At 50.3% G+C, this 24,433-nt stretch carries 20 protein-coding genes; 9 read left to right on the top strand and 11 right to left on the bottom strand.

The window, feature by feature from the left end; all coding sequences use genetic code 11:
- Positions 1-65: 65 nt before the first annotated feature.
- The 6 genes from ACXAFR_RS04310 to ACXAFR_RS04285 form a co-directional block, all read right to left on the bottom strand.
- Positions 66-536, bottom strand: coding sequence for a YaiI/YqxD family protein (locus ACXAFR_RS04310; RefSeq protein WP_475172454.1), 471 nt, complete (start codon positions 534-536; stop codon positions 66-68).
- A 12-nt stretch (positions 537-548) separates the two neighbouring features.
- Positions 549-1,004: a GNAT family N-acetyltransferase gene (locus tag ACXAFR_RS04305; RefSeq protein WP_475172448.1), complete on the bottom strand. Its 456-nt coding sequence runs from the start codon at positions 1,002-1,004 to the stop codon at positions 549-551.
- 170 nt (positions 1,005-1,174) lie between these two features.
- A complete protein-coding gene (locus ACXAFR_RS04300; RefSeq protein ID WP_475172441.1) occupies positions 1,175-2,026 on the bottom strand; it encodes a sulfate/molybdate ABC transporter ATP-binding protein in 852 nt (283 codons plus the stop codon).
- The gene (locus tag ACXAFR_RS04295) at positions 2,004-2,249 is read right to left on the bottom strand and encodes an ATP-binding cassette domain-containing protein (RefSeq protein WP_475172435.1); all 246 of its coding nucleotides are present in this window, start codon (positions 2,247-2,249) and stop codon (positions 2,004-2,006) included. The genes ACXAFR_RS04300 and ACXAFR_RS04295 overlap by 23 nt, the downstream gene beginning before the upstream one ends.
- 313 nt (positions 2,250-2,562) lie before the next feature.
- Positions 2,563-3,468, bottom strand: coding sequence for an AEC family transporter (locus ACXAFR_RS04290; protein WP_475172431.1), 906 nt, complete (start codon positions 3,466-3,468; stop codon positions 2,563-2,565).
- A 129-nt stretch (positions 3,469-3,597) separates the two neighbouring features.
- Positions 3,598-4,980: an NAD-dependent succinate-semialdehyde dehydrogenase gene (locus ACXAFR_RS04285; RefSeq protein WP_475172426.1), complete on the bottom strand. Its 1,383-nt coding sequence runs from the start codon at positions 4,978-4,980 to the stop codon at positions 3,598-3,600.
- 362 nt (positions 4,981-5,342) lie between these two features.
- Between ACXAFR_RS04285 and ushA the strand changes: the two genes are divergently transcribed.
- Together ushA and ACXAFR_RS04275 are read left to right on the top strand one after the other, a co-directional pair.
- Positions 5,343-6,983, top strand: coding sequence for a bifunctional UDP-sugar hydrolase/5'-nucleotidase UshA (gene ushA / locus ACXAFR_RS04280; protein ID WP_475172418.1), 1,641 nt, complete (start codon positions 5,343-5,345; stop codon positions 6,981-6,983).
- Between the two features lie 128 nt (positions 6,984-7,111).
- Positions 7,112-8,020: a hypothetical protein gene (locus ACXAFR_RS04275; RefSeq protein WP_475172413.1), complete on the top strand. Its 909-nt coding sequence runs from the start codon at positions 7,112-7,114 to the stop codon at positions 8,018-8,020.
- An 8-nt stretch (positions 8,021-8,028) separates the two neighbouring features.
- Here the strand turns inward: ACXAFR_RS04275 and ACXAFR_RS04270 are convergent, their stop codons facing one another.
- Together ACXAFR_RS04270 and ACXAFR_RS04265 are read right to left on the bottom strand one after the other, a co-directional pair.
- Entirely contained in the window at positions 8,029-8,922 is an 894-nt protein-coding gene (locus ACXAFR_RS04270) for a S1/P1 nuclease (protein ID WP_475172410.1), read from the bottom strand.
- Between the two features lie 174 nt (positions 8,923-9,096).
- Positions 9,097-11,337, bottom strand: coding sequence for a TonB-dependent siderophore receptor (locus ACXAFR_RS04265; protein WP_475172407.1), 2,241 nt, complete (start codon positions 11,335-11,337; stop codon positions 9,097-9,099).
- Positions 11,338-12,013: 676 nt separating this feature from the next.
- Here ACXAFR_RS04265 and ACXAFR_RS04260 point away from each other — a divergent pair.
- The gene (locus tag ACXAFR_RS04260; protein WP_475172401.1) at positions 12,014-15,019 is read left to right on the top strand and encodes a TonB-dependent receptor; all 3,006 of its coding nucleotides are present in this window, start codon (positions 12,014-12,016) and stop codon (positions 15,017-15,019) included.
- Here ACXAFR_RS04260 and ACXAFR_RS04255 read toward each other — a convergent pair.
- Positions 15,016-15,534, bottom strand: coding sequence for a response regulator (locus ACXAFR_RS04255; RefSeq protein ID WP_475172398.1), 519 nt, complete (start codon positions 15,532-15,534; stop codon positions 15,016-15,018). The genes ACXAFR_RS04260 and ACXAFR_RS04255 overlap by 4 nt on opposite strands.
- 387 nt (positions 15,535-15,921) lie before the next feature.
- Between ACXAFR_RS04255 and ACXAFR_RS04250 the strand changes: the two genes are divergently transcribed.
- From ACXAFR_RS04250 to ACXAFR_RS04235, 4 genes are all read left to right on the top strand, one after another.
- A complete protein-coding gene (locus tag ACXAFR_RS04250; RefSeq protein ID WP_475172395.1) occupies positions 15,922-16,284 on the top strand; it encodes a response regulator in 363 nt (120 codons plus the stop codon).
- Positions 16,284-16,466 (top strand): hypothetical protein, encoded by a 183-nt coding sequence (locus ACXAFR_RS04245; RefSeq protein ID WP_475172390.1) that lies wholly within the window; start codon positions 16,284-16,286, stop codon positions 16,464-16,466. Before ACXAFR_RS04250 ends, ACXAFR_RS04245 begins: the two co-directional genes overlap by 1 nt.
- A gap of 347 nt (positions 16,467-16,813) precedes the next feature.
- Complete coding sequence (locus tag ACXAFR_RS04240) at positions 16,814-17,395, top strand: rhodanese-like domain-containing protein (protein ID WP_475172382.1); 582 nt, start codon at positions 16,814-16,816, stop codon at positions 17,393-17,395.
- Positions 17,392-18,285: a quinoprotein relay system zinc metallohydrolase 2 gene (locus ACXAFR_RS04235; protein WP_475172376.1), complete on the top strand. Its 894-nt coding sequence runs from the start codon at positions 17,392-17,394 to the stop codon at positions 18,283-18,285. Before ACXAFR_RS04240 ends, ACXAFR_RS04235 begins: the two co-directional genes overlap by 4 nt.
- Positions 18,286-18,300: 15 nt before the next feature.
- Here ACXAFR_RS04235 and ACXAFR_RS04230 read toward each other — a convergent pair whose 3' ends face one another.
- Positions 18,301-20,664 carry a pectinesterase gene (locus ACXAFR_RS04230; RefSeq protein ID WP_475172372.1) on the bottom strand — a complete coding sequence of 788 codons (2,364 nt, stop codon included), beginning with the start codon at positions 20,662-20,664 and terminating at the stop codon, positions 18,301-18,303.
- Between the two features lie 299 nt (positions 20,665-20,963).
- Between ACXAFR_RS04230 and ACXAFR_RS04225 the strand changes: the two genes are divergently transcribed.
- Positions 20,964-21,776 (top strand): quinoprotein dehydrogenase-associated SoxYZ-like carrier, encoded by an 813-nt coding sequence (locus tag ACXAFR_RS04225; protein ID WP_475172367.1) that lies wholly within the window; start codon positions 20,964-20,966, stop codon positions 21,774-21,776.
- 282 nt (positions 21,777-22,058) lie between these two features.
- Positions 22,059-23,555, top strand: a complete 1,497-nt coding sequence (locus tag ACXAFR_RS04220; RefSeq protein ID WP_475172360.1) for an MFS transporter — start codon at positions 22,059-22,061, stop codon at positions 23,553-23,555.
- An 82-nt stretch (positions 23,556-23,637) separates the two neighbouring features.
- On the opposite strand, the gene ACXAFR_RS04215 is transcribed toward ACXAFR_RS04220, so the two are convergent.
- Positions 23,638-24,408, bottom strand: a complete 771-nt coding sequence (locus tag ACXAFR_RS04215) for an IclR family transcriptional regulator (protein WP_475172354.1) — start codon at positions 24,406-24,408, stop codon at positions 23,638-23,640.
- Positions 24,409-24,433 lie beyond the last annotated feature (25 nt).

The raw sequence follows: 24,433 nt of genomic DNA, 5'->3' as shown, positions 1-24,433 counted from the left end.
AAACCCAGGCTTAGGGAATAGACACTGACTTTCGAAGAATGGTGTTTACAACGATGAAACGACCATCACTTGGATGCTGATCGCTTTGCCTTTGCCAGAATCCGATCCAGCTGATCGGCAAATTCCTTGCGGTCGGTTTGATTCAATGCGGCTGGTCCACCGGACTGAATGCCGCTGGAGCGCAAAGTCTCCATAAAATCCCTCATGTTCAGGCGGGCTTTTATCGTGTCTTTGGTGTAACGCTCACCGCGGAAACTGAGCGCCATCCCCCCCTTATCGATCACCTCAGAGGCAAGGGGAATATCACTGGTGATGACTAAATCCCCCTCTTCGCAGCGGCGCACCAATTCATGATCGGCAACATCGAAGCCTGAAGCCACCTGCACGGAAGAAATCCACAGCGATGGCGGAGTGCGTAAGGGTTGATTCGCAATCAGGGTCAAAGCCACTTTGGCGCGATTGGCCGCGCGAAACAGGATTTCGCGAATAACGCCGGGGCAGGCATCGGCATCCACCCATATTTTAAAGTCAGACATCGTTTACTCCGGCTATTTCTTGTTTTCTGGCCAGCGCTTTTCCAGCACGCAATGAAGAACACCCAGTTTGTTAAAAGGTTCCCCCACCGAAAGGTAGCCCAACTTGCCGTAGAAATCCTGGACGGACTGGCGTGCGGCCATCCACAGCCGCTGGGCACCCTCTTCTCGAGCGGCAGCTTCACAGAACTCGATCAATTGTTGACCGACACCCTGCCCCTGCAACGAGGGCTCGACAGCCATCTGTCGCACCTGAAATTCCACACGACCAGCGGCAGATTCCGGTTTTAAGATACAGGTGCCGCAGACATGCCCTTCCCGCAGCGCCACAAAATGCCGTTGGCGATCTTCACCCTCGAGATCTGATGCATCAAGCCCTAGCCCCAAAGGGGCCCGCAGCACCTGCTCACGCAGTATTCGAGCCTGCTGATAAGCCTCGCTGCCAAAGGCAATTTCTTGAAATTCTACCAATCCGACGGTTCCTTGCGCTGCATGAAAAATCCAGTGGTTGCTAGGATGCCAGGAGCTTGCTCAATCCTCACACACAAAAAGATTTAAGCGACACAACCACCTGCTCCATGCTAATGCATTTCACGGAAAACTGCACAATCGGATGGGAGAATTTTATGTCGTAGACAACCTTACCTGGGACTCAATCGAACTCGATCACGGCCTGTTAAAATCGGTGCCAGCGGAGACATGTGTACCGGGCTTTGCACCGTCTCGGCAGACGCATACACATTGAACGCCATCAACCTCAGCCGCAGCACGGCCCCCTCGCGAAAGTGTTTAACGTCAAAATGCAAATGGGGCAGCTCAACCGTAATCCATTGCGCGGAATGTAACAGCTCCACCTGCGCTCGCACGACGGGACCGGTCCTCTGTACAGCGCGAACAATCACTTCAAGGGCAGCCGGTTGCATCTCGGCAACGCGAAGATCACTTGGGCGCACATAAATATCAACCTTACCCTGGAGGTCATCGCTCAGCCGTCCGTAATCTGCAATGACCGTATCACCCGCCCAGAGCCGACTTCCCACCAGTGTGGCAGGAATACGATTGCTGTCCCCAAGAAATTGAAAAACATCGGGTGACGCAGGATGCTCGTAAACCTCATCGACGCTTCCGATCTGTGCGATTTTTCCCTCCCTCAGAATGACCACGCGATCCGCCAATTCCAGCGCCTCCTCCTGATCGTGACTAACAAATATCGTGGTTACACCCGTTCGCCGATGAAACTCTCGCAGCCATTGCCGCAACTCTTTACGAACTTTGGCATCGAGGGCACCAAAGGGCTCGTCCAATAACAGTACGCTGGGATTGATCGCCATTGCACGAGCAAGCGCGACTCTCTGTCGCTGACCACCGGAAAGCTGATGGGGATAGCGCTCGCCGAGACCGCCCAATTGCACCAGCTCCAGCAACTCTTCACTGCGTTGCGTTATTTCCGCGGTATGGGGCCGTTCCGCTCTAGAACGTACACGAAAGTCCAAAGCTGATATTTTCCAGCACGGACATATGACGAAAGAGCGCATAATTCTGAAAAACAAATCCAATTTTTCGCTCACGCAAGGGTACTCTCGCCATATTGTGAGATTCAAAAAACACATCTCCAGAATCGGCAAAATGCAAGCCAGCGATGATTCTCAAAAGTGTGGTTTTACCAGAGCCTGACGGCCCCAGTAACGCAACCAACTCGCCTTTTCTTAGCGACATAGAAATATCGTTCAACGCCTTGAAATGACCAAAGTGCTTGTTCAGGTTTCGCAAACTAATCTGCAGTTTAAAAAATAGTTTTTTCGTTTTTGGCAAGGCGCTGAAATAACTGAAACGTAATCAGGCAATAATTGAAATAAATTAACGGATCTCGATCTTCATATTACATCCGGCATAAAAATTACCGAATGATTATGACACCACAGCATTAGATGCCGTGTTATGACCAGCGTCTATTTATAGAAAATAAATATAAGGTATTTTTCAGACGCAATAATAGTGTACACAGCAACAATTATGACCTGCAACGGTTTTATAGCTGATTCAGCAACCACGCCAAAAGGGGAATTTCGATAAATGTCAAAAGAGTGCTAAAACTCAAAACTGCGGCTACAAACTTTGGTCGTACGCCCGCCGCCATCAGCAAGGCGGCGGCAGTGATCATAGGAGGCATTGCACTTTGCAGAGTGACTGCGGAAACCACCGTTTTATCATTTGTCATTGTAAAAACCAAGCAAAATACCAAGGCGGGCAAAACAATCATCTTCGCCGTGATAATGCTGACGATCGGATATAACGCATCTCGGTCTAAAGTTAACTGGAACTGCATACCGACAGCAATCATGGTTAAGGGTACGATCGTATAACCGAGAGCACTTAGAAAACTGTCCATGGATTGCAGCCAAACATCGACCGGAAATAATATTCCGATGAGCAGAGTCACAAACGGCGGAAACAGAAATAGTTTTTTGAATATCTTTCCCCACGCGACTCCATTAGCCTGAGGGTTTACCACCGAGGTAATGTAGCTCGCCATCACCAGTGACAATCCAAGAAAAGAGCCAAATTGGTCAAAGGCAAGCGCGTGCGGAAAACTGTCATCTCCCAGCAAAGTCTTCGTCATCGGCAAACCAAAGAATGCCGTGTTTCCACACCCAATCAAGACAAAAGCTGCGTGGCGATAGTCACTGTGCCAGCGAAGATGGTTGGAAATGCGGTTTACCGCGAGCCAGATAAACGGGAGTGGCAACCAGTAACACAGTACTGGAATAGCCAGGGACACATCGAACTGCAATTTAGGCGCAGTGCGAATGACGACAGCAGGCATTGCGATATAGATGACGAGATTATTCAAATATCGCGGCGTTGCCCCGGGCAGATTTGGCAGCTTTCTGAGTAATATGCCCAGGACGAAGAAGATAAAAACGGTAGCAAACAAGCAAAAGCCTTTTGACAGTGAAAATCGGCAATTGCAAGTTTACTACCAGTGACGCAATCGAGCGAGGGGCTCAAACATCGACAATGGTAAGGCGGTCATCGCTGGTGTGCTACCAGCGGTCACTTTACCCTAAGACTGCATATCCATAACGGCTTTAACGTTGACGAATTCTTTCATACCAAAGCCGCCATGCTCGCGCCCATAACCAGATTCTTTCACTCCACCAAAGGGCATTTCGGGGGTTGCCATACCAAAACCATTAATGAATACCATTCCGGTATCAAAATGTTGTTCTGCAAGCGCTAACGCTCTATCGCGATTGTAGGAAAAGATACCGCCGCCAAGGCCAAAATGGCTGTCATTGGCAATATGCATCGCATCCTCATCATCCTTAGCGCGAATCAAGGATGCCACAGGCCCAAACAATTCGTCGTCGTAGGCTGGCTGCCCAGGCACAACGTTTTCCAACAAAGTCGCAGGATAGAATACGCCATCACGCTGGGGAATTTCCCCTCCACACAAGACAACAGCCCCCTTGGTAACGCTTTGCATCACCTGGTCGTGCAGATTATCCCGTAACTCTTTGCGAGACATGGGCCCAATTTGCGTCGCATCATCGGCAGGATCACCGAGAGTCAAACCTGCCATCTTGTTTACAATTTTTTCTTTGAATTGCTCATAAATTGAATCGACAACAACAAATCGTTTCGCGTTAATACACGTTTGCCCGTTGTTATAAATTCGACCAGCGACACACTGCTCCACCGCCAAGTCCACATCGGCGTCTTCTAAGACGAGGTAGGCATCGTTAGATCCCAGCTCCAACACCGTCTTTTTGAGGTATTCGCCAGCTAGCGCGGCAACTTTTTTTCCTGCAGCGCCGCTGCCGGTCAAGGTGACGCCTCGCACGAGCGGATTGGCGATGACCGCATTCGATTGGTCATGAGAAATGATCAACGCTTGAAATAGGTTTTCAGGAAGGTCAACCTGGCTCAGCAAGCGCTCAAAGAACAAGCCGCTTCCGGTAACACTTTCTGCGTGTTTAAGGAGGACGCTGTTACCTGCCATCAGATTGGCGATCGCGTATCTCACCACTTGATAGGCGGGAAAATTCCACGGTTGAATTCCGTAAATGACACCAACGGGAGAATAACAAACGTAGCCTGTTTGTCCCTCACCAAATTGTCGCGTCTCGCGAGCAAGAGCCTCAGGACCATTGTCGGCAGTATATTCGCAAATCGCTGTGCACAAATCGATTTCGTCGCGTGCGTCTTTCAATAACTTACCCATTTCACGGGTCATGAGCTGCGCGAAAGCCTCTTTGTTTCGCTGCAATAACCCACCAATACTTCGAATCTTCGTTGCCCGCTCTTCCAGCGGCACCTGGCGCCACTCCTCAAAAGCGCGCTGGCTGGCTTGAATCGCCTGCTCCACTTCGGCGTCGCTCATCAAGGGAAATTCTTGGATGACTTCTTCGGTAAACGGATTAATGGTCGTCAGTGACTGACTCATAATGTGACTCCTCTCTGAAGATTTGCGCTGTTGTTGGGAATCACTGACAACGAGCCTTGTTTCGATTCGACTGACGCTTTGCTCAGCGATCCCACTCAATTCGAATAGCGTTTACGCAAGGCATATGCCAAGCTTCGCAACCCCACTAAACCCGTCTATCGCAGAATTATGCTTAGAGAATAAGTGAAAAATTTTCAGAATTCTGACGATATCTGTAAAGCTTGCAGAGCATTACACCCACTTCAGCATCAGAGGCTATGGTATTTCTGCTGGAGAATGATTAATCTGCCCGCAGCCAAATATTCACACTCAGGTTGAACTCGGGATCAGTACCCGTAGCGACCAGCAGCAAGGAACGAGCGATGTTCTTTCGTCCGAAAATCACACCATGGCACTGTAAACCCCGACACCTGATTGGACTACTGCTCGTAGCGCCCTTGTTGAGCCACGTCGTCCTAGCCGATCAGACCGAAGCACCGCCCGTGCACTTTACGATACTGCATACCAACGACCACCACGGTCACTTCTGGCCGAACGACCAAGGGGAATACGGTATGCCTGCCCGAAAAACCCTGGTGGATGATCTTCGCGCGGACGTTCAAAACAAAGGAGGCTACTCTCTTCTGCTCTCGGGTGGCGACATCAATACCGGGGTACCTGAATCCGATATGTTAGATGCAGAGCCGGATTTTAAAGGGATGACATTTCTGGGCTACGACGCTATGGCGCTCGGCAATCACGAGTTCGACAACCCCCTATCCGTATTGCGACAACAGCAAAAGTGGGCGAACTTCCCTCTCCTCTCGGCAAACATTTACGATCGCACCACCGGCGAACGCCTCTTCCAACCCTACGAAATATTTACCCTCGGAACGTTGAAAGTCGCAGTTCTAGGATTAACCACAGAAGACACCGCCAAAGTCGGCAACCCCGAGTTCTTGGGCGATGTGACCTTTCACACAACCATTTCAGAAGCCCAAAAGCTGGTGCCGGAACTGCGGAAGAAGGCAGATATCGTTATCGCATTAACTCATATGGGGCATTATGAAAATGGTGACTATCGGATAAACGCGCCCGGAGATGTTTCCATGGCTCGGCAGGTTGACGGTATCGACTTGATTGTCGGTGGTCACAGCCAGGATCCTGTCTGTATGGCGGCAGAAAATCAGCGAGTCGCGGCCTATGAACCAGGCGACCCATGTGTACCAGACACGCAAAACGGCACGCTGATCGTACAAGCCCATGAGTGGGGTAAATATGTGGGTCGAGCGGACTTTGTCTACGCAAACGGGCAACTTGCGCTGGAAAAGTACGAACTGATCCCGGTTAACATGCTACGTGCCGATGAAAACGGCGATAACAATTTGGTGTTAGCAGGCCCGAAAATTCCACCATCGGAAGAAATGCTCGCGCTGCTGGAGCCTTTTCAGACACAAGCTGACAAAGCCCTCTATCAGCCTTTCGCTCAAACAACGGGGCTGCTTCAAGGCCAGCGAGATATTGTTCGCAGTCAGCGCACCAACCTCGGCACCTTGGTAGCAACCTCACAAATGATCGCCGCCCAGGCCGATATGGCGCTAATCAATAGTGGTGGTATTCGCGACAGCATCGAGGCTGGCGATATCACCCCCAAAAACATTTTAAGTGTTTTGCCCTTCAGTAATACTGTGTGTCATGTCACCCTGACCGGTAAAGAATTGATGGCCTATATAGAAAATGCGCTCGCCATGCCAGCCAGTGGCAGCTTTCCCCAATATGCCGGATTGGAGCAAAGAGAGGATGGACACTGGTGGGTAACCGGCATTGAGCCGCGACCAATAGAAGCGTCTGAACATTATCGACTGGCCATAAACAGTTTTATTTCGACCGGGGGGGACGGCTATCCACCGCTCTACGAAAACACAACGTTCGTAAACACCGGAATAACGGACGCCCGCGCACTGACAGACCTTCTGCGACAACTGCAATTGGTCCGATCCGACCGCTATGAGGGCGCGCAATAAGCCCGGGAAGTGGATGAATTACCTGGGTTACAATTAAGGTAAATCCGATTTCCCAGCCCCTATACTGAGAAAGGACTCTCTGTCCGTCCAAAACAAGGTCAACTCTTCAGGAACTGGACAGAACGACTGTGATGGAAAAGCGACCGCTTAGGGAAAAGATGATGGATATCACTCAAAGACACCGGTTGGCCATTGGCCTGTTATTACTGACATTTCTCGCGCAATCAGCAACGGCACAATTCGGCTCCCCAACTATTTCGGTGAACGGCCAAATGCTCAACCAAAACCAGCTGCAGGAGTACTACCAGACCTACGGCTTTATACCGAATCCAGGCCACTATTGGTACGACAGTGAAACTGGACTCTACGGTATGATGGGCGGCCCTTCTCTCGGTGCCATCAACCCAGGCCACCAATTTGGACCTCTACCCGCCGACGCATCTCGTGGGCAGTCCGGGGTCTTTCTAAACGGGCGGCAACTCACCACTCAAGAAGTTATGTTTTTCGTGCAAGCTCTGGGGCGCCAAATTCCGCCCGGTCGCTATCGAATGGACGCCTCTGCACAACTTATCGCGGAAACGGCCCCAGATGTTGAGCCATCACCACCGACGAACCAACCGACACAGCCGCAGACAACAGAACCACAGCTCGCCAGTCAATGCACGGCCAATGGATCTTTAGATCCTAAGTTGGTTGGAACATTTAAGGGAGAAAGTGTCTATGCCGGCGATGGCATTGGTATGAATACACAACTGAACTGGCATTTTATGGCTGACGGCAGCGTCTATTACGGAGCACAAAGCCACTACAACGCCGGTGGCAGAGACAGTGCCGGCAACACCTCTTGGAGTGCGGGCGGCACTACCGACGGCGATACCCAGCGCGGCTGTTGGAGCACCAACAACAAAATCCTGGTCATCCAGTGGGACGATGGTGATCAGACTCGCGTAGCCTATGGATTCGAACCCGACGGTAGCCTGGTCTACCGCAACTGGCAAACCCGCAAGTTGATCAACTTCTTTCCAAGACTGCGCTGAGTTGAGGGTTACTGATTTCTCGGTATGAAGGCATCCACTCGCACGCGAGCCTCTGGGTCATAAATGGCGTTAAGAACGCCTGCGAGCCGGATGCCCGCTTGCAACAAGCGCTCATCCATAGACGCTTTGTATTTATAGGGGTAGTCCCAACGATAATCCCCATTGCCGATGTCGTAGATTTGCTCACGCAACGTAAAGGACTCAGCAACCCAGTCCGCTGGAGTCCCAGCAACAATTTCCTGTATCCGCTCAGAGTCCTGCGTCTCGATAAAACGCGCGTACTCAGAGAACGAAAGCTGACTGTATTCAATTAATTGTGTATCCCAGAGGGTGTGCAGATCGGTTGTCTCACCAAAAAATTGAACACGGATATCATTGCCACCCCGATCCTCCCCTCGCCCGGCATGCATGGGCTGGTGGACATCACCTATCAAATGCACCAGAAAGCGAAAGTACAAACGCTTATCTTCCAAGTTTGATGTCTCAGACTGCAGGACGCTGACACATCGAAATATCGCTTCATAGACGTTAGTCGGCGCCTTTTTAAAAGGCAAAGCAACGCCTTCAGCCATCTGAGCAAACTCATCCATATCGTTAAAGTTGATGTAGTGCCAAGGGTTTGCCGTGGACTGCCAGAAGTCTTCCGGTGATGACTTCATTTCATCTGCCCAGGTGGAAACCTCTGGCAAGAGATCACCATCCAACAGAGGATCCAACGCCTGTTGTGTGGTCCGTGTCAGATGCCCATCGGCAATCTGAGCCACGATACGGTGGCCATTCTGCCCCCAAGCCAGCAACTTGGTCGGCAGTAGCAGAGCAACAATGGCAACTACCGCCATGACTCTTTTCAATACAGACGTTCGGTTGGAAAAATAACGATAAACAACGTGCGGGTAATCCATATATTGACTTCCAGAGACGCTTCGTGAATTCACGCGCCCATCTTACTGAGGGCAAACGAAGATTCGATCTCGGGGGATTGAAACACAGGAGCCGTTTATTTGAAACGCTTGACCTTGATCGGTCTGATGGCAGTAGAGCACGTCCTGACTGCCATCTGTACAGAAGAGACGCAATTAAAACGTCATTCTCATGGCGAGATTAATGTTACGAGGTTCACCATAGCGGTTGGAGGTGGTGCTCAAATAGGAGTAATATTTTTTATCCAGCAGGTTACTGGCATTCAACGACAGCTGCAGCGCGTCGGTGATCGGATAGCTTGCCATCGCATTAACCAAGGTGTATCCCTCCTGACGTGCGCTAACGTCATCGTAGCGCCCAACCAGCCATTCACTTTGATAATTTACGCCACCGCCAAGAACCAAACCGTTGGCAAACTGATAGGACGTAAACAACCGGGCGATATGTTTGGGTGTGGTTTCATTAAAGATGCGCCCTTCATTTTCCGGATCTTTTTTGTATTCTGTGGTGTTGTAGGTGTAACCAAACATCGTGGTCAAACCTGACAAAACCTCACCGCGAAGGTCAATTTCAACACCCTCACTAACCACCTCTCCAGCTGCCACATAGCAGTAGGCATCGCCACCGTTCTGCGGACACTCACCGGCACTGTTCACATCCTGCATCGATCGATTGATTTGATTGATACGAAACGCCGCAATGGTCGCCATGATGGCATCGTCGTTGAACATCCCTTTCAGGCCAATCTCATAAACATTGCCTTGAATCGGGTCCAACAAGTTGTCGTTACGATCTTTCGTGCTCTGCACCACAAAGCTGTCTGCAAAACTGCCGTAGACCGTGTAGTTACGATTGATATCGTAGGTTATCCCTGCGTAAGGGGTGAGAATATCCGATTTCGTGTAGCTGGAACCTCGGCTGGGCACCACTTCATTGGTCACATTACTTTTGTATTGATAGTTGTAATCATAGCGACTCTGCCGGGCACCCAACACAAGGTGCAGAGGCTCCATCAAACGTAAACGCGTTGCGACATAAACCCCTTCCTGCTCTCGCTCTTCAAAGGACTGGCCGCCGTCCATATCGTAACGGGGTGCAATGGCGGGTAGGGAATACGCCGTGTAGTCGTCGAGATCTACCGTCAAAACTGGTGCAGAAGGGGTATCTTCGGGGGTTCCGTTCCAGAGACTGTAATCCTCCAAAACAGCATCCCAACTGCTCCAGCGCCCTGGGTTATCGCTTTGTTGAAAATTGTAGCCCACGACCAACTCGTGCTCTTGACCAAAGAGCGCAAAATTTCCCTTGGTATAGACATCAACGACATCGACATCCTGATCATATTGATAGGCGTATTTGTTCACGTTCGCCTGGGGATTTGCCGCATCGAAGTCGGCAGCACTAACCGAAGCAAGACTGGTAAACACCATATCCATTTGATAATTCGCTTTAATATAGGTGCCTTTAACCCCCCAGCCATTATCAAATGTATGTTCCAAGTCCACAAACACATCGGAGTTATCTTTGTTCCAGTAGTCTGAGGCATTACAGCTGCAATTATCTCTGTCCAGATTTAGATCTGCGCCGGTAATGGGGTTTCGTGGCAGATTATGGGCAGCAACCGAATCTTCCGTTTGAAGCTTGTAACTGATATTGAGGACGGTGGAATCCGTCAGGTCGGCACTTACGATGCCGTAAGCCAAATCGATATCACGCTCGACCGCATCCATATAAGAATTTCCAGACTGTTTGGCAACGACCAATCGTCCTCGCAATGCCCCGCTGGACGTTAAACGCCCGGAAATATCCGCCTCCACACGACTGGTATCCCAAGAACCGTAGGAAAGCGATGTATTGGCTTGAAAGTTTGTGGTTGGTTTCTTACGAACAATATTGATAGAACCGGAAGGTTCACCAGACCCCTGCATTAATCCAGTTGCGCCTCGGAGCACCTCAACCCGCTCGACCATTGCCATATCCGGTTTTGAGGAAGCCACATTGGAGGCATTGACGGCAACGCCATCATACTGCAGTAAGTTGGAGTTCCAGCTATCCCCCACGCCAAATCCCCGAATCGAAAAGTTGGTTCGCTCCGAATTATCCCCAGTGAGAATAACGCCTGTCGTCTGCAACAACAGCTGCCCGAGATTCGTTGCGCCGAGCAAATCTATCTGCTCTCGAGACACGACGGAAATCGACTGGGGCAGCTCGCGCGGCTCGATCGAGAGCTTAACGTTTACGCTCCGGCGAAACTCCTTGCCTTCGACATAGACTTCTTCAATAGCCTCTCCCGCTTTAGACGATTCCGCATCAGCGTTCGCCAGAGCCATCAACGGCGACGCACTAAAGAACCCCGATAGGATCAGTGTATGAAGTTTGAAACGACAAGGCGCTTCCATTCGATTCCAAACAACGGATTTGGCCAGGTTTGGCCTGCATGATAGGTTCGACGACATCCCAGATTCCCTCCCCATAGGAACCGAAGAATATAGCAACCACAAACCCAAATAGGAATAATTATTATTTGCAACAAACCATAAAAAAGCTTTTAAGGCCAAGCAAGCTAAGTAACAACTCTTAAAACGAGGTGCACGAAGCTGATTCCCATGAAATAACGTTTACCCTCACGACGATCAACCATTATAGGAAAAATTTTTCGGCAATTTACGCGAAAAAAACCTGAGGGTTTGAACGCCTGCTTCGTCTCCAGTTGAAAGAGGTTCCCCCTAAAATTCTTTCCGCTAACCAGATCAAACGGAAAGAAACAAATTGGGGGTTACTGCACTTTTGTTGGGCGCAGTGTGAAAGAGAATTTATTGCACTGTGATTGTTCCCAATCCCTCTGGCAGTAAGGGATTCGTCATGACGGGGTGTATTTAAAAATTCAGAGGCACCAGTATGGTGTCATCGAATTGTCACTATGCACCAATACCCTGCACAATCGGCGAGCCTGTAAAACCTCCTCGACCTAAGCTGGCCGAGCACCTTCCAATAACGAGCACAGTTTTTCGCTACAAAAACAGAAATTGTCCTGCTGTGTCAGGATGGAGAGCAATTCCAGTAAGGAACTCGGACATGAAAACAGTTATTAAAACCCACTGTTCCGTCATCGCGTTAATGGCGGCACTCAGTCAACCGGTGCTTGCCCAGCAAACTACGTCAGAAATTCGAGGCGTAGTCACCGACGAATCGCAACAACCACTGGCGAATACCACCGTCGTCATCGTCAACGGAGAGACCGGCTTATCCCGCACCTTGGTAACCAACGCTAACGGCGAATTCCTCGCTCGCAACCTTCCCGTGAGTGATGACTATGATATTTCGATCAGTCTCGATGGCTACACCAGCAAGCGTGCCGAAGATCTGCCGCTGACTCTCGGACAAACTGCCGAGCTCTCTTTCATGTTGAGCACCGCATCTGACACCATGGAAGAAGTTGAAGTTGTCGCGACAAAAAGCGTGACCCAACAGCTGGCGATGGGCCCTAACGCCGCATTTGGACTGGAAAAGCTGGAATCGGCCCCCGCCATTAACCGCAACATTGCCGACGTCTTGCGCGCCGACCCTCGCATCTACGTCGACGAATCCCGCGGCGATGTCAACTCCATCAGTTGTGGCGGCCAAAACCCTCGCTTCAACAGCTTGACCGTTGATGGCGTGCGTATGAACGACTCCTTCGGTTTGAACGACAACGGCTACCCGACCGAACGCATGCCCTTTTCATATGACGCGATCAATCAGGTCGCCGTGGAAATGGCCCCCTTCGACGTCGAATACGGTGGCTTTACCGCCTGTAATATTAATGCGGTCACCAAATCTGGCGGCAACGAGTTCTCTGGCTCAGCGTTTTACGACTACACCGACAACGACCTGCGTGGTGACTCTCTCGAAGGGGACGACATCCAGACAGGCGACTATGATGAAAAACGCTACGGTTTCACTCTGGGTGGCCCGCTGATTCAAGACAAGCTCTTTTTCTTTGCGGCCTATGAAAAACTGGAAGGTGCAAACCTGTTTGACCGTGGAGCGATTGGCTCTGGCGCCGTAAATGAAGTCAACGTCACCGCGGCAGAATTGGCCGAAATTGCCGATATCGCCAGCAACCTCTACGGTTACGATGTCGGCAGCCTACCGTCAAGCCTGGCTAACGAAGATGAAAAACTGCTCGTTAAGTTGGATTGGTATATCACCGACAACCATCGTATGGCGTTTACCTACAACTACAACGACGGCAACAATTTCGTTGAAGCCGACGGTGATCTGAGTGAGATCGAATTTTCCAATCACCTCTATGAACGCGGTGCCGAACTGAACTCTTATGTCGCTTCCTTTTACTCAGACTGGACGGACAACTTCTCCACCGAATTCCGCGTCAGTTACCTGGACCTGGATAACCGCCAGATCCCCGTAGGCGGGACTGATTTTGGTGAAATTCGCGTTGCCCTGGAAGATGTCGACGTTTATCTCGGCGCCGACGACAGCCGCCACGCCAACAAGTTGGAATACGATTCACTGACCTTTGCCTTTAAGGGGAACTACCTTTTAGGCGACCACTCACTGACCTTCGGTGTTGAACGTGAAGATCTGGATGTCTTCAATATGTTTGTTCAACATGCGGAAACCGAGATCCGCTTCGACGGCATAGATAACTTCCGTAATGGCTATGCCGATGCCATCTACTACAATAACGCGCCTTCCAATGACCCAACAGATGCGGCAGCAGACTGGGGTTATGCGATGAACACCGTCTACCTGCAAGACGAGTTTATGCCCATCGATAATGTCACCGTTATTGCTGGCCTGCGCTATGACTGGTACACCAGCAGTGATAAGCCCGAAGAAAACGCCGAGTTTGTCGCTGACTATGGCTTTTCGAACACCGCAACGCTCGATGGCGAAGGTCTTCTTCAACCTCGCTTTGCGGTCAACTGGGCAGCCACCGATGCACTGACCGTACGCAGCGGCCTTGGCCTCTTCTCCGGCGGCAACCCAAATGTGTGGATGTCCAACAGTTTCTCCGGTAACAATGTGCTGCAATTCGGCGCTAGAGGCGGAGACTACGGCTATACTGACGGCAGTCGCTCCTTGTTTGACGATGACGTTGTCTACGAGGCCGTCGAAGATGGCGTACCGGCTGGCCCTGGCTATGGCGTTCCGTCAGAACTTTATGATGCCGTTGCTACAGGAACAGGCTCCAACAACGACATTAATTATCTCGACCCGGATTTCGATATCCCATCCGAATGGAAGTTTAATCTGGGCGCCACTTACATCACCGACAGCGAATACATTTTTAACGCAGATCTGATCGTCAGTCGCGGCAAAGATTCGGCGGTGATCAAGCACGGTGATTTGGAGCAGACCGGTACGACGGCCGAAGGCTACCCCATTTACGAGAGCGTTCGCACTGGCTCGCTGGTTCTCACCAACAGTGATAAAGGCAACCGCTCCACTAACGTCTCCCTATCTGTTGCAAAAGCTTACGACAACGGCTTCGACTGGACGGTTGGATATGCCTTTAGTGACGCCGAAGACGTACAACCGATGAACTCCTCAGTCGCCTTCTCGAACTATGTTCAGCGGGCCTTCTTTGATCCAGAAGCCGACGAGCTGTCGACCTCCAACTACAACATTCGCCATCGCTTTACCGCAACCGCGAACTGGAATCTGTATCTGTTGGGCGACAATCGCACCACCATCTCTCTGTATGCGTCGACCAATGAGGGCGTGCCTTACTCTTATGCTTATGATGGAACTGAGGATCCTTACAGTTTTACCCCCTACTTGGATTACCGCAACAACGTTTTGGAACCCGGCACTTCCCGGAACTCTGAAGAGGGTTCTTGGTGGACGAAAGTGGATCTAAAAATTCAGCAAGAATTCGCAGGCTTTGGTGATACAGATAAGGTTTCTGCCTATATGGTGGTCGACAACCTGACCAACCTGTTGAACGATGAATGGGGTATTTTACGCCAGGCGGATTTCCCCAACACCGTCAATGTTGATGCGAACCAAGATGAATCCCGTATTGGTGATGCATCCCGCTACGAAATCCGCTTCGGACTGCAGTATCAGTTCTAAGCTGTCTTTTCTGAAGTTGTTGATTCGGGGGTGGCTTCGGCCGCCCCTTTTTCGTTTGCGTTCACGGTTGCAGATGTGTCAGCGTTTGCATTGGACGACTTAACACCACCATTAAGATCGACTTTTCTCAAAAGCTTTACAACCCGATAGGCCAGCTCTTTCGGCTGAAACGGCTTTGCCAAATAGTCATTGACACCGGCTTCCACGGCTTTAACAACTCGCTCCTTTTCGTTGGCGGCTGTCAGCATCAGAAAAGGTATGTGGCAGTGTGACTCAGAGGATCTTACTCGTTGCAAGACTTCTAGCCCTGTGACCTCCGGCATATCCCAATCGCAGATGATAAAATCAATTTTACGATCATTGAGCTTTCGCCAAGCAAAATCCCCGTTAGCCGCCATGGAAATATGCTCAGCACCAAGATCTCTGAGAACACCTTTCACCATCGTTCGCATGGCTTCCATATCATCAACGATCAGGATTTTTATTTTCTTTATCGTTTCATCGGGCTGAGCCATATGCCGCCTCTTCAGGACAGGAACGGGCAACCGCAATATGGCACAGCCGCCCTCTATAATCACTATAGCATCGCGAAAATGATGTTCGCGCCACCCCTTGAGAACAGTTAGTTTATTTGGCTATAACTGGCTCATTGAACAATTCATACGACATATGCTTAGACATTTTTATTACTGATCTTCCGCGATTCATCACCAAAAATAACGACCTACGACGAATACGCGATAAAAAGTATCGTAACTCTAACCGGAGCGACTAAAACCCACCGGATAGACCAATTCGCAACCGCTATCCCAACGTTATCACCGTGAACCACCTCACATATTGGCGCGCATTACTTCTTTTTCATTGCTATAGTAGTGTCAAACAAGCCTAAGATGAAGACAATGCCGACACCTGCCAGTAGCTCAACTGCCTCCCGCTCTTCAGGACGGAGCTGGAACAAGGGCCCCAAACCGGGACATACCAACCCAGAGGCTGCCATGACGCAACCGGAAAAACTGCTGAAATCGCTCCATGTTCTTGTCGTCGATGACATGGAATCGGTTCGCAGTATGATCAAAAGTTATCTGAAAAAGCTGGGGCTGGAGCATATTCATTCAGCGTCAAATGGAGAGCGAGCATGGCGCCGCCTGAAATACGAGCCCGTCGATCTGATTGTCTGCGATTGGGATATGCCCGAGCTGTCAGGGTTGGAATTACTAAAACGGGTTAGAGAGACAGAAGAGCTCAAACACATTTTTTTTTAATGCTGACCGCGACCAGTGAGAAAGATCGGGTTGTTACCGCCGTTCAAGCAGGCGTCGACGATTACCTATCTAAACCCTTTCAGCCCAAAGAGCTGGCTAGCCGCGTCATTGCCTTAATTCGAAAAATTAAAGAACAGGGCGCGACAGCACACGATCAACATAAGAAATCCCCGCCACACTGATATTGCATAGGCTTACTTCGCTCCCGCTCCCCTAGCAAAAGCTTGCTGCCATTGCCGATAAGGATTTACAGGCCACACTATAAGGGATTCCGCGCCGATTATTCTCTGACCTTAGCGCCCAGGCAGCCAAGGTGTTGAGAAGCACACAAAGCTGCTCTACTATCGAAATTCCGTTGGTTTAGCAACGGGCTTTACAGCGGTGACCTACAAAAACTAACAATAAAAAAGCGGGACTTTTCGTGAGCTGTTACGTATCGACTTCCTTGAAGTTGAGAGAGGTGCGTCATTTGCTGACACATTCCTGTAAAAACGTTGGTAGAACGGCAGTCGTTTGCGGTGGCGTGACTGTGGCCTCACTGTGTGTCGCCGCGCCCCTAAACATGCCTCAGGCAACAGTGACGACAGCCCCCGGCCACCAGACCACGCCGGTGAACGACCCGTCGACCGTTGAGATACCAGAACGCTTTAGAACCAGCGACTATCGGGCACCCGTTCCCGCGAGCGTACCTGGAGCCAGCGTCATAGAAACACCTTTGGTACTGACTCAGTTCTTGGACAAGCACCCGGATTCAGTACTGATTGACGTCTATCCAGCAGATCAACGGCCACCCAATCTGCCTGCAGACCATCTGTGGATTGAACCCCGCCGCCAATCACTTCCCGGCGCCGTATGGCTGGCGAATATCGGTTATGGCGTACTCGACCACACCGACCAACAGAACCTAAAAACAAAGCTGCAGAAACTCAGTCGTCATAATAAAGAGACGCCCCTGGTCTTCTTCTGTGAGCCCAATTGCTGGCACTCCTGGAACGCGGCCAAGCGCACCGCCAGCTACGGCTATCAACAGGTCTACTGGTATATGGGGGGAACTCGAAACTGGCAAGAAGCAGGATACCCATTGCAAACAGTGACACCGGAGGCGCTATGAGGTGGATGACACTCTGCTGTCTGTTTCTGTTTGCCAACGCCGCCTGGTCAGACACTTCATTTACCGAAGTTGCCACCGGCGTTTTTCTATCAGAGGGAGAAATCGCTGACGTTTTCAGCAGTGACGATGGCAATGTGGCAAACACGGTTTTTATCATTGGCGAAGATGCTGTCGCGGTCATCGATACCGGCGCCAGTTTAGGCCAGGGTAAAGCCATACTAAAGGCCATTCGCAAAAAGACTCAATTGCCCATTCGCTATGTGATCAATACCCATGTCCATCTGGATCATATCTTTGGCAATCAGGCTTTCGTCTCTGAGGCACCTGAATTTATCGCCCATGAAAACTTTGCGCGCCAGCTGGCGAGCCGTGGTAGCTACTACAAAGAACGTCTTGAAGAGGTGGGCCTGGGCGCCGACGACATTATCAGTCCTACCCGTACCATAAGCGGGACTACCGTTATTGACCTGGGCAATCGTCTGCTGCGGCTGAGCGCAATGTCTCCGGCTCACACCAATAACGACCTACTTGTTTACGACATGACAACGGCAACCATGATCACCGGCGATCTGGTGTTTGTCGATCACTGCCCCTCTCTAGACGGAGACCTAAACGGCTGGATTACAGTGATCGCCAGCTTACAGGCAACCGATTTTAATCTGATGATACCAGGCCATGGCCCACCGCAGACGAATCGTCACGCTCTCGATAAGATGGAATATTATTTAACGAACTTGCGCTACAACGTTCGCCAAGCCATTTATAACCAGATCGACATCCAAACTGCCAGCGACACGCTAATGCAGGACGAATCCATCAACTGGCAGCTGTTCGACGAATTTCACAAGCGCAATGTCATCAATGCCTATACACAATTGGAATGGGAGTGACAAACAGCGAAGGATTCAACGGGAAAAAGTCGATGACACAGATTTCAACACAATACGGTTGCCTGGGCTGACTGTTCCGGTATGTTGCAAGCCGAAGCCCGATACCTCAGCCGCTGGAATCGTCGCTTGAAGAGCGATTTCCGAAGGCATCTTCGCAGATTTCTGAACTCGATCATTGTGTAACGTCGCCCTCAGTTGAGTACCGTCAAGCGTCAGTGTGATGGTTGCACCCGGCTTAAATAAAGGGGTTAACTTAGGCGCCGTGAGCTTTTTACCAGCACCTTGCCGATACGCCATCAGCGTTACCTCCGTTGCGTCACTGGCGCCCGCAACCCGCTCAATTCTTAAGGCGTACCCCGAAAGACTGTGGGTGTCATAACCGACATACACTTCTAGATACTGGCCGGTAGGGCTACCAAACCCCTGGCCACCGGTTTTTTCTGTATCGAGAATTGTCGTGACTTTTTGGTAGCTTTCCGATTTCTCTCGGGTATACAACAGACGCGCGCCCTGCTTCGACGTCAACAATCCTTTTTGTTCTGCACCGTTAATACCAGAGCCGAATTCCCATGGGTTATCTCGACGTGAAACCTGCCATTCGATGGTCTGGTCTGCAGGATAAAATGTGTCGTGCATCCAGGTGTTTTCGAGCAATTGTCGCTGGCGTTGAGTTGGAAAGGTTAAAGGCTCAAGCGCAACGACATTGTTGTCTGCAAGGGCAAGCGTTTGCGCCGACATATCAAAATGGCCAACAGAAGCCTTTCCTATTTTATGCCCCTTGAGTTTGGGGATTACCTCAACGGAGATCATCGCATTGCGATCCGCTTCAGTGAGCGAATATCGCTTTAATGGGCGCTCATCATGACGGGTTGCCAGAGGAATGGGGCCTACGTCGGTTACACGATTCCAGGTCACCAAAGATTCATCCCGGTCCAAATCCGTCATTTCTAATTCGTAGGCGAGAATCAGCTCGTCGCCACGCCGCTCAATATGCGGCGGACGTTTAAACTGCGGCGCTGGTGCCAGACGAGGCGCCAGCTGCACCGCCATAACACCCTTAACACCCATCGGACTGGTCACCAAAAGGTGGGCGTCAGTCGCTGTGTTTTCAGCCTGGTGAGAAACCGCTTCAACGTCGAGCCTCCCAGACTCCGAATTGATTTCAAGAGCAGGAACATCACTGCGCCACCGCCAAGTTTCCTCATCGCTGATGGAGGCAGGAAAAGCCATCGCGTCAATCGCTATGGTTTGCCCAGGCTCTAAAACCGCTTTCCCGGGCATTAGGATGGCGACTGTGCCGCGATCGCCTGTAGATGCTGCGGGCTGCCATCCGTCGTCTCCGGCAAGCAAATTATTCGCATATAATCGAGAACTTAAGCTAGCAGAAAGTGCTACACGATTGCTTACAGGTTGCACATCGGTTTTTACGCCATTGAGAGTAACATCGGCGCTATAAGTGAGCTTATTCGCCTTCGGATAGGGTGTTGTATAAATGCCCTGCAAGTGATGTTTTTCGTCGTGAAAGCGAACAGATTTTATAAAAAGATTGGATGCATTTTTTGCCAGATAAAGTGGTGAGGGTTCCGCAAAATCAATAACCCAATCCACGTTAATAAAGGCCGTTCCTTTGTTGCCTCCGGCAAAAATAGGTTTCGACGAAAAACTGCGAATCTGACTGTCTTCAAAAACATGAACGTCGCCACCACCGATAAAATCATCCGTGCCTTGAACATAGCTTCGATAAAAATACGCCCGCTTTACATCCCCCAACGCGATGGTATCGAGCTTGCTGATAAAGCGGACGTTTTCAAAACGGAAGTGATCGAGCACTTTTGACTCGTTGCGAGCACCGATGACATAGGCTTGAGTTATCGTAGCCGAACGTTTTTCTTGATTTTTCGACGGGTCACGGGAATAAATTAAATCGACATTGCAGTAATTTCCAAAGGTGACATTTTTCGCTGAAAACCCGGTCCCCGTAACCATAACGGACTCCGCAGGCGATGATCCCCCCTTTCCTCGAGCACCGATCATGTGCCCGCGATTATCGGCGAGCACCGTGTCTCGAGCATCACTGGACAAGCCTTCCAAGCGTAACCAATCCTGGTGAATGATGAGTCCATGCTGCTCGAGAGAGCCATTGAGTTGATAGACATCCGGCGCGAGGTAAATAACAGTGGGATTATCTGATGTACCTGACGGCGCATGTGCAACCGCGTCATGCAGAGATCTGAAACGATACGGCTGCTGTGACTCAGCTTGCGACATCGACGGATTAACATACCAATGCGTAGGATCCAGATCAGGAACCGGGAGATCATCCGCGGATATAGAAACGGAGAAAAAACCGACGCAAACCAGAAAAATCCACTTTTTCACAACCAGCAACCTTAGGACAACGTTCACTCTTATTATTTGTGTGAAGACACCAAGTGGCTTTCAATCGATCAAACGTCAACAAGGTGCTATATCACGACACACGGTAACCATACGCACAGAACACCTATAAAACAACCGTGTCGAGTCAGCCATATAAAAGGCCATGGATTCACCCAGTTCAAGTCGTTACTATGACCATGCTCAGACAGAACAGCGTAGTTCAAGAGAACAGCAAATTCCCTCAACAAATTTAAGTGCGAGCGCCTCTAAAGTGCTCGCCAACAAAAGGGACCCTAACCATGCTCGTAACAACTCACATCCAAAGCATTATTGGCGGAGCACTGCTCTGCTTAATGACTTATGCGCCAATCGCTTTCAGTGACAGCAACTTGGATCCGAATCAATCGGAAAACTGGCCATATATCAAACAACAGCTTTTTCCAGATAACCCAATGATCCACCAGGACGATCTGCTGCAGTTGACCACACCAACGCGAGCCGAAGACGCCGCTATTGTTCCTGTATCCATTTCCACCAATCTGTTGCAATCTTCAAGCAACTATATTGAGCGCATCTGGTTGGTGGTGGACAACAATCCCTCCCCCATCGTCGGCGTTTTTGATATGACTCGAAATAACGGCTTGGCCAGCATCTCGACCCGTATTCGAGTCAACGCCTACAGCCCCGTTAGAGCCATCGCGCTCACCAAGGATGGCGTTTTTCATATGGCGGCAAACTTTGTAAAAGCCTCTGGTGGCTGTTCCGCCCCAGCCGTTAGCAATGACAGCGATGCCGATCAACGCCGCGGTAAAATGAAACTGAGACAAAAACCCGAACTCCGCCTTACTCGCACACAACTTCTGATCAGTCATCCCAACCATAGCGGACTGCAAAAAGATCAGCTCAGCCATCTCTGGATTCCGGCGGACTTTGTCAACTCTATCCAAGTGACGTTAAATGGTGAACCGGTAATGAGCTTTAAAGGCGGGATATCAATGAGTGAAAACCCATCGATTCAATTTTATGTTGACGCAGAAAAAGACGATGTTCTCTTGGCGGATGTGACGGATTCAGAAGGGCGAGCTTTTTCCAGCAGCTGGACGATTGAATAAAGCCTGGATTGGAATATCGTACAATAAGGTGAATCCACTCTTTGCAAGACACACTGCAGAAGTAAAAAAGCCTAACTCGATCGTGAAAGATTCTGTTCTCGACCAGCTCCCCAAGCGGGAGCTTACTGATCAGCAACCCCTCACTGTTGCATAGCCGCGCTTAGTACTTACCAACCCGTTGCAAGTAGCAAATAAACACATTGCTCTGAGTTGCTTGACCTAAACCATGGTTGAGGTTTTAGTCTTGAGCCAAGGAATGACAACTTTTTTACCCGGAGCGTTATGACACCACCTCACGATTCATCCTCTCAATCCACAAACCGATTTTTGAAATCCTGGAGAGACGTCATCGCCGATAATCGATTAGGTCAATTTTCGATGATTCTCTTCGGCATATGGCTGTGCGCCGCCGACGCTCTGGTCGTCGCCACCATTATGCCCACCGTCAGCTCAGATCTTAACGGCCACACCTGGTTATCTTGGGCGGTAGGCGTCTTTATGTTTGGCGGTATTCTCGCCGGTAGCAGCGCCGGAAAAATAGCCGAGTGGATAGGATTACAGCATGCTACCGTTATGGCGGGAGTGATATTCACCCTTGGCACACTCATCGACGCACTCGCCCCCGACATTCAATGGTTTTTGCTGGGTAGATTATTCCAAGGCGTTGGTGCTGGCTGGATTTCCGGTTTTATCATGGTTGCCATCGCGTTTATTTTTCCCAAGCGACATTTGGCAAGGGTTTTCACCGCAACGACCAGCGTTTGGGGCATAGCCACTTTGATCGGCCCACTTTTGGGAGCCTATGTAACAGAACTCAGTGATTGGCGGGCGGTATTTTGGCTCTTTGCTGTACAAGGCGTTATCTTTTGCGGGGCGAGCTACTACCTATTGAGAACGACAAAAACCGAGAAAGGAACCGGTATTCCCTGGCGGCAACTGCTCTGGCTTGTAGCTGCCATCGCGAGCTTGGCAATCGCCAATGTCTTCAGCGAGCTAGACATGGCGATAAACTGGCGCATAAGCCTGTCGATAACATGTTTGATCGTGTGCGCTTCCCTGGTCGGATACCTGCTGATCAAAGATCGCAACTTGCCCGTTCGACTGTTGCCCGCCAACACCTGCGACTCACGCAGTATTCCGGGCTTGTCATACCTCACCATGTTTTGTTTGATTGCGGCATCCATGGCATTTACAACCCATGGTCCCGCCTTGCTGCAACAGAACTTTGGCTTGAGTATTTTACAGGCAGGCTATGTGATCGGCTCAGAATCCATCGCCTGGACTCTCGCTGCTTTTTACGCGGCGCGGTTTGATGCACCAAACCATATTGGCAACTTAATACGCGGTGGTGCCTGCTGTGTTTTACTCGGATCAGTATTGCTGACGGTGACCATGCACGGCACAGCACTTTATCCGATCGTTGTCGCCGGCTCTGTGCTCGGCACCGGCTTCGGGCTTTTATCCGCCCACATCAATCGGCAGGTCTTCGCCTCGCTAGCAAAGGACGACCTCGCCATTGGCAGCTCTGCGGTGGTTGCGGTTCGCCAGTTCGGCTCGGCCTTTGCCGCTGCCATTGCCGGTATCGCCGCCAATATCGCTGGCTGGAATGGCCTGCAAACCAGCGGGAATTACTCTAACATTTCTGGATTACCACAGGACGCTGTCAGCATTGTTATTTTTGGATCCTTAGTGCCCTTTGCAATTATCGGATTCTGGTCAGCGTTTCGTTTGGCGAATTTAATAGAGCCACAAACCTATGCCATGCTGGAGGAAAAATAATCTCCAGCACTTTTTTCAGGTTTGCAACAGCATCCGCACGACACCTGTTTTAACCTACCGAGTATTCGATTATCGATATTGATTAGAAACTTTTTTCTTCCAGAAATTCGCTTAACTTTTGCGCTGCAGAAAAAAGTTCCGGGGTAGATTCCAGTAAATCATCGATGGATTTTCGGATCACCGGTGCATGACAAAACAGGGCACCATGAAATTGACCGTTGACGGTAATAGGGACAGAACACGCCACCATGCCGTCAATAAATTCTTCATTGTCGACACCAATGCGTGATTCGCGAATCCGCAATATTTCTTCAAGCAGTTGTTCTTTATCGGTAATGGTATTACGCGCACGCTGTTGCAGCGGCATGCTATCAATCAGTCGCTTAAGTTTTGGCAAAGGCATTTGACTAAGATAAAGCTTTCCACCTGACGTACAGCCAACGGGCACATGGCTGCCCACAGGCAAGTAAACCTGCAGCGGCCAGTTTGCCTGAACCCGATCAAAGTAAATCATCTCAATACCATCGGGGATGGAAATGCCACACGTTTCGCCAATTTCCTGAGCCAGACTTTCCAGAATAGCGCGGCGCGGTGCCTTCAAATGTGCGGAGGCCAAGACCCCAAGCGCGATATCACATAATCGCTTCGCCGCCACCAAATTGCCACGCAGTGTCGTTTGCAGAAATCCCTCGGCTTCCAGGGTTTGCACCAAGCGGTGCGCGGATGCCTTGGGGATTGATAATTCATAGGCGATATCGGTGGCGGACAGGGGCCGCTCAGATCGAGCAACCAAGTCGAGTATTTCTAAAACTCGAGTTATGGATGAGCCTTTTTCGCGTGTTTTTTCTGACATAAAGCGAAGAACATTCTGTAGCGAT

The sequence above is a fragment of the Pseudomaricurvus sp. ABR4_320 genome, from assembly GCF_056159445.1.
This window is presented reverse-complemented; position numbering and strand designations above follow the sequence as displayed.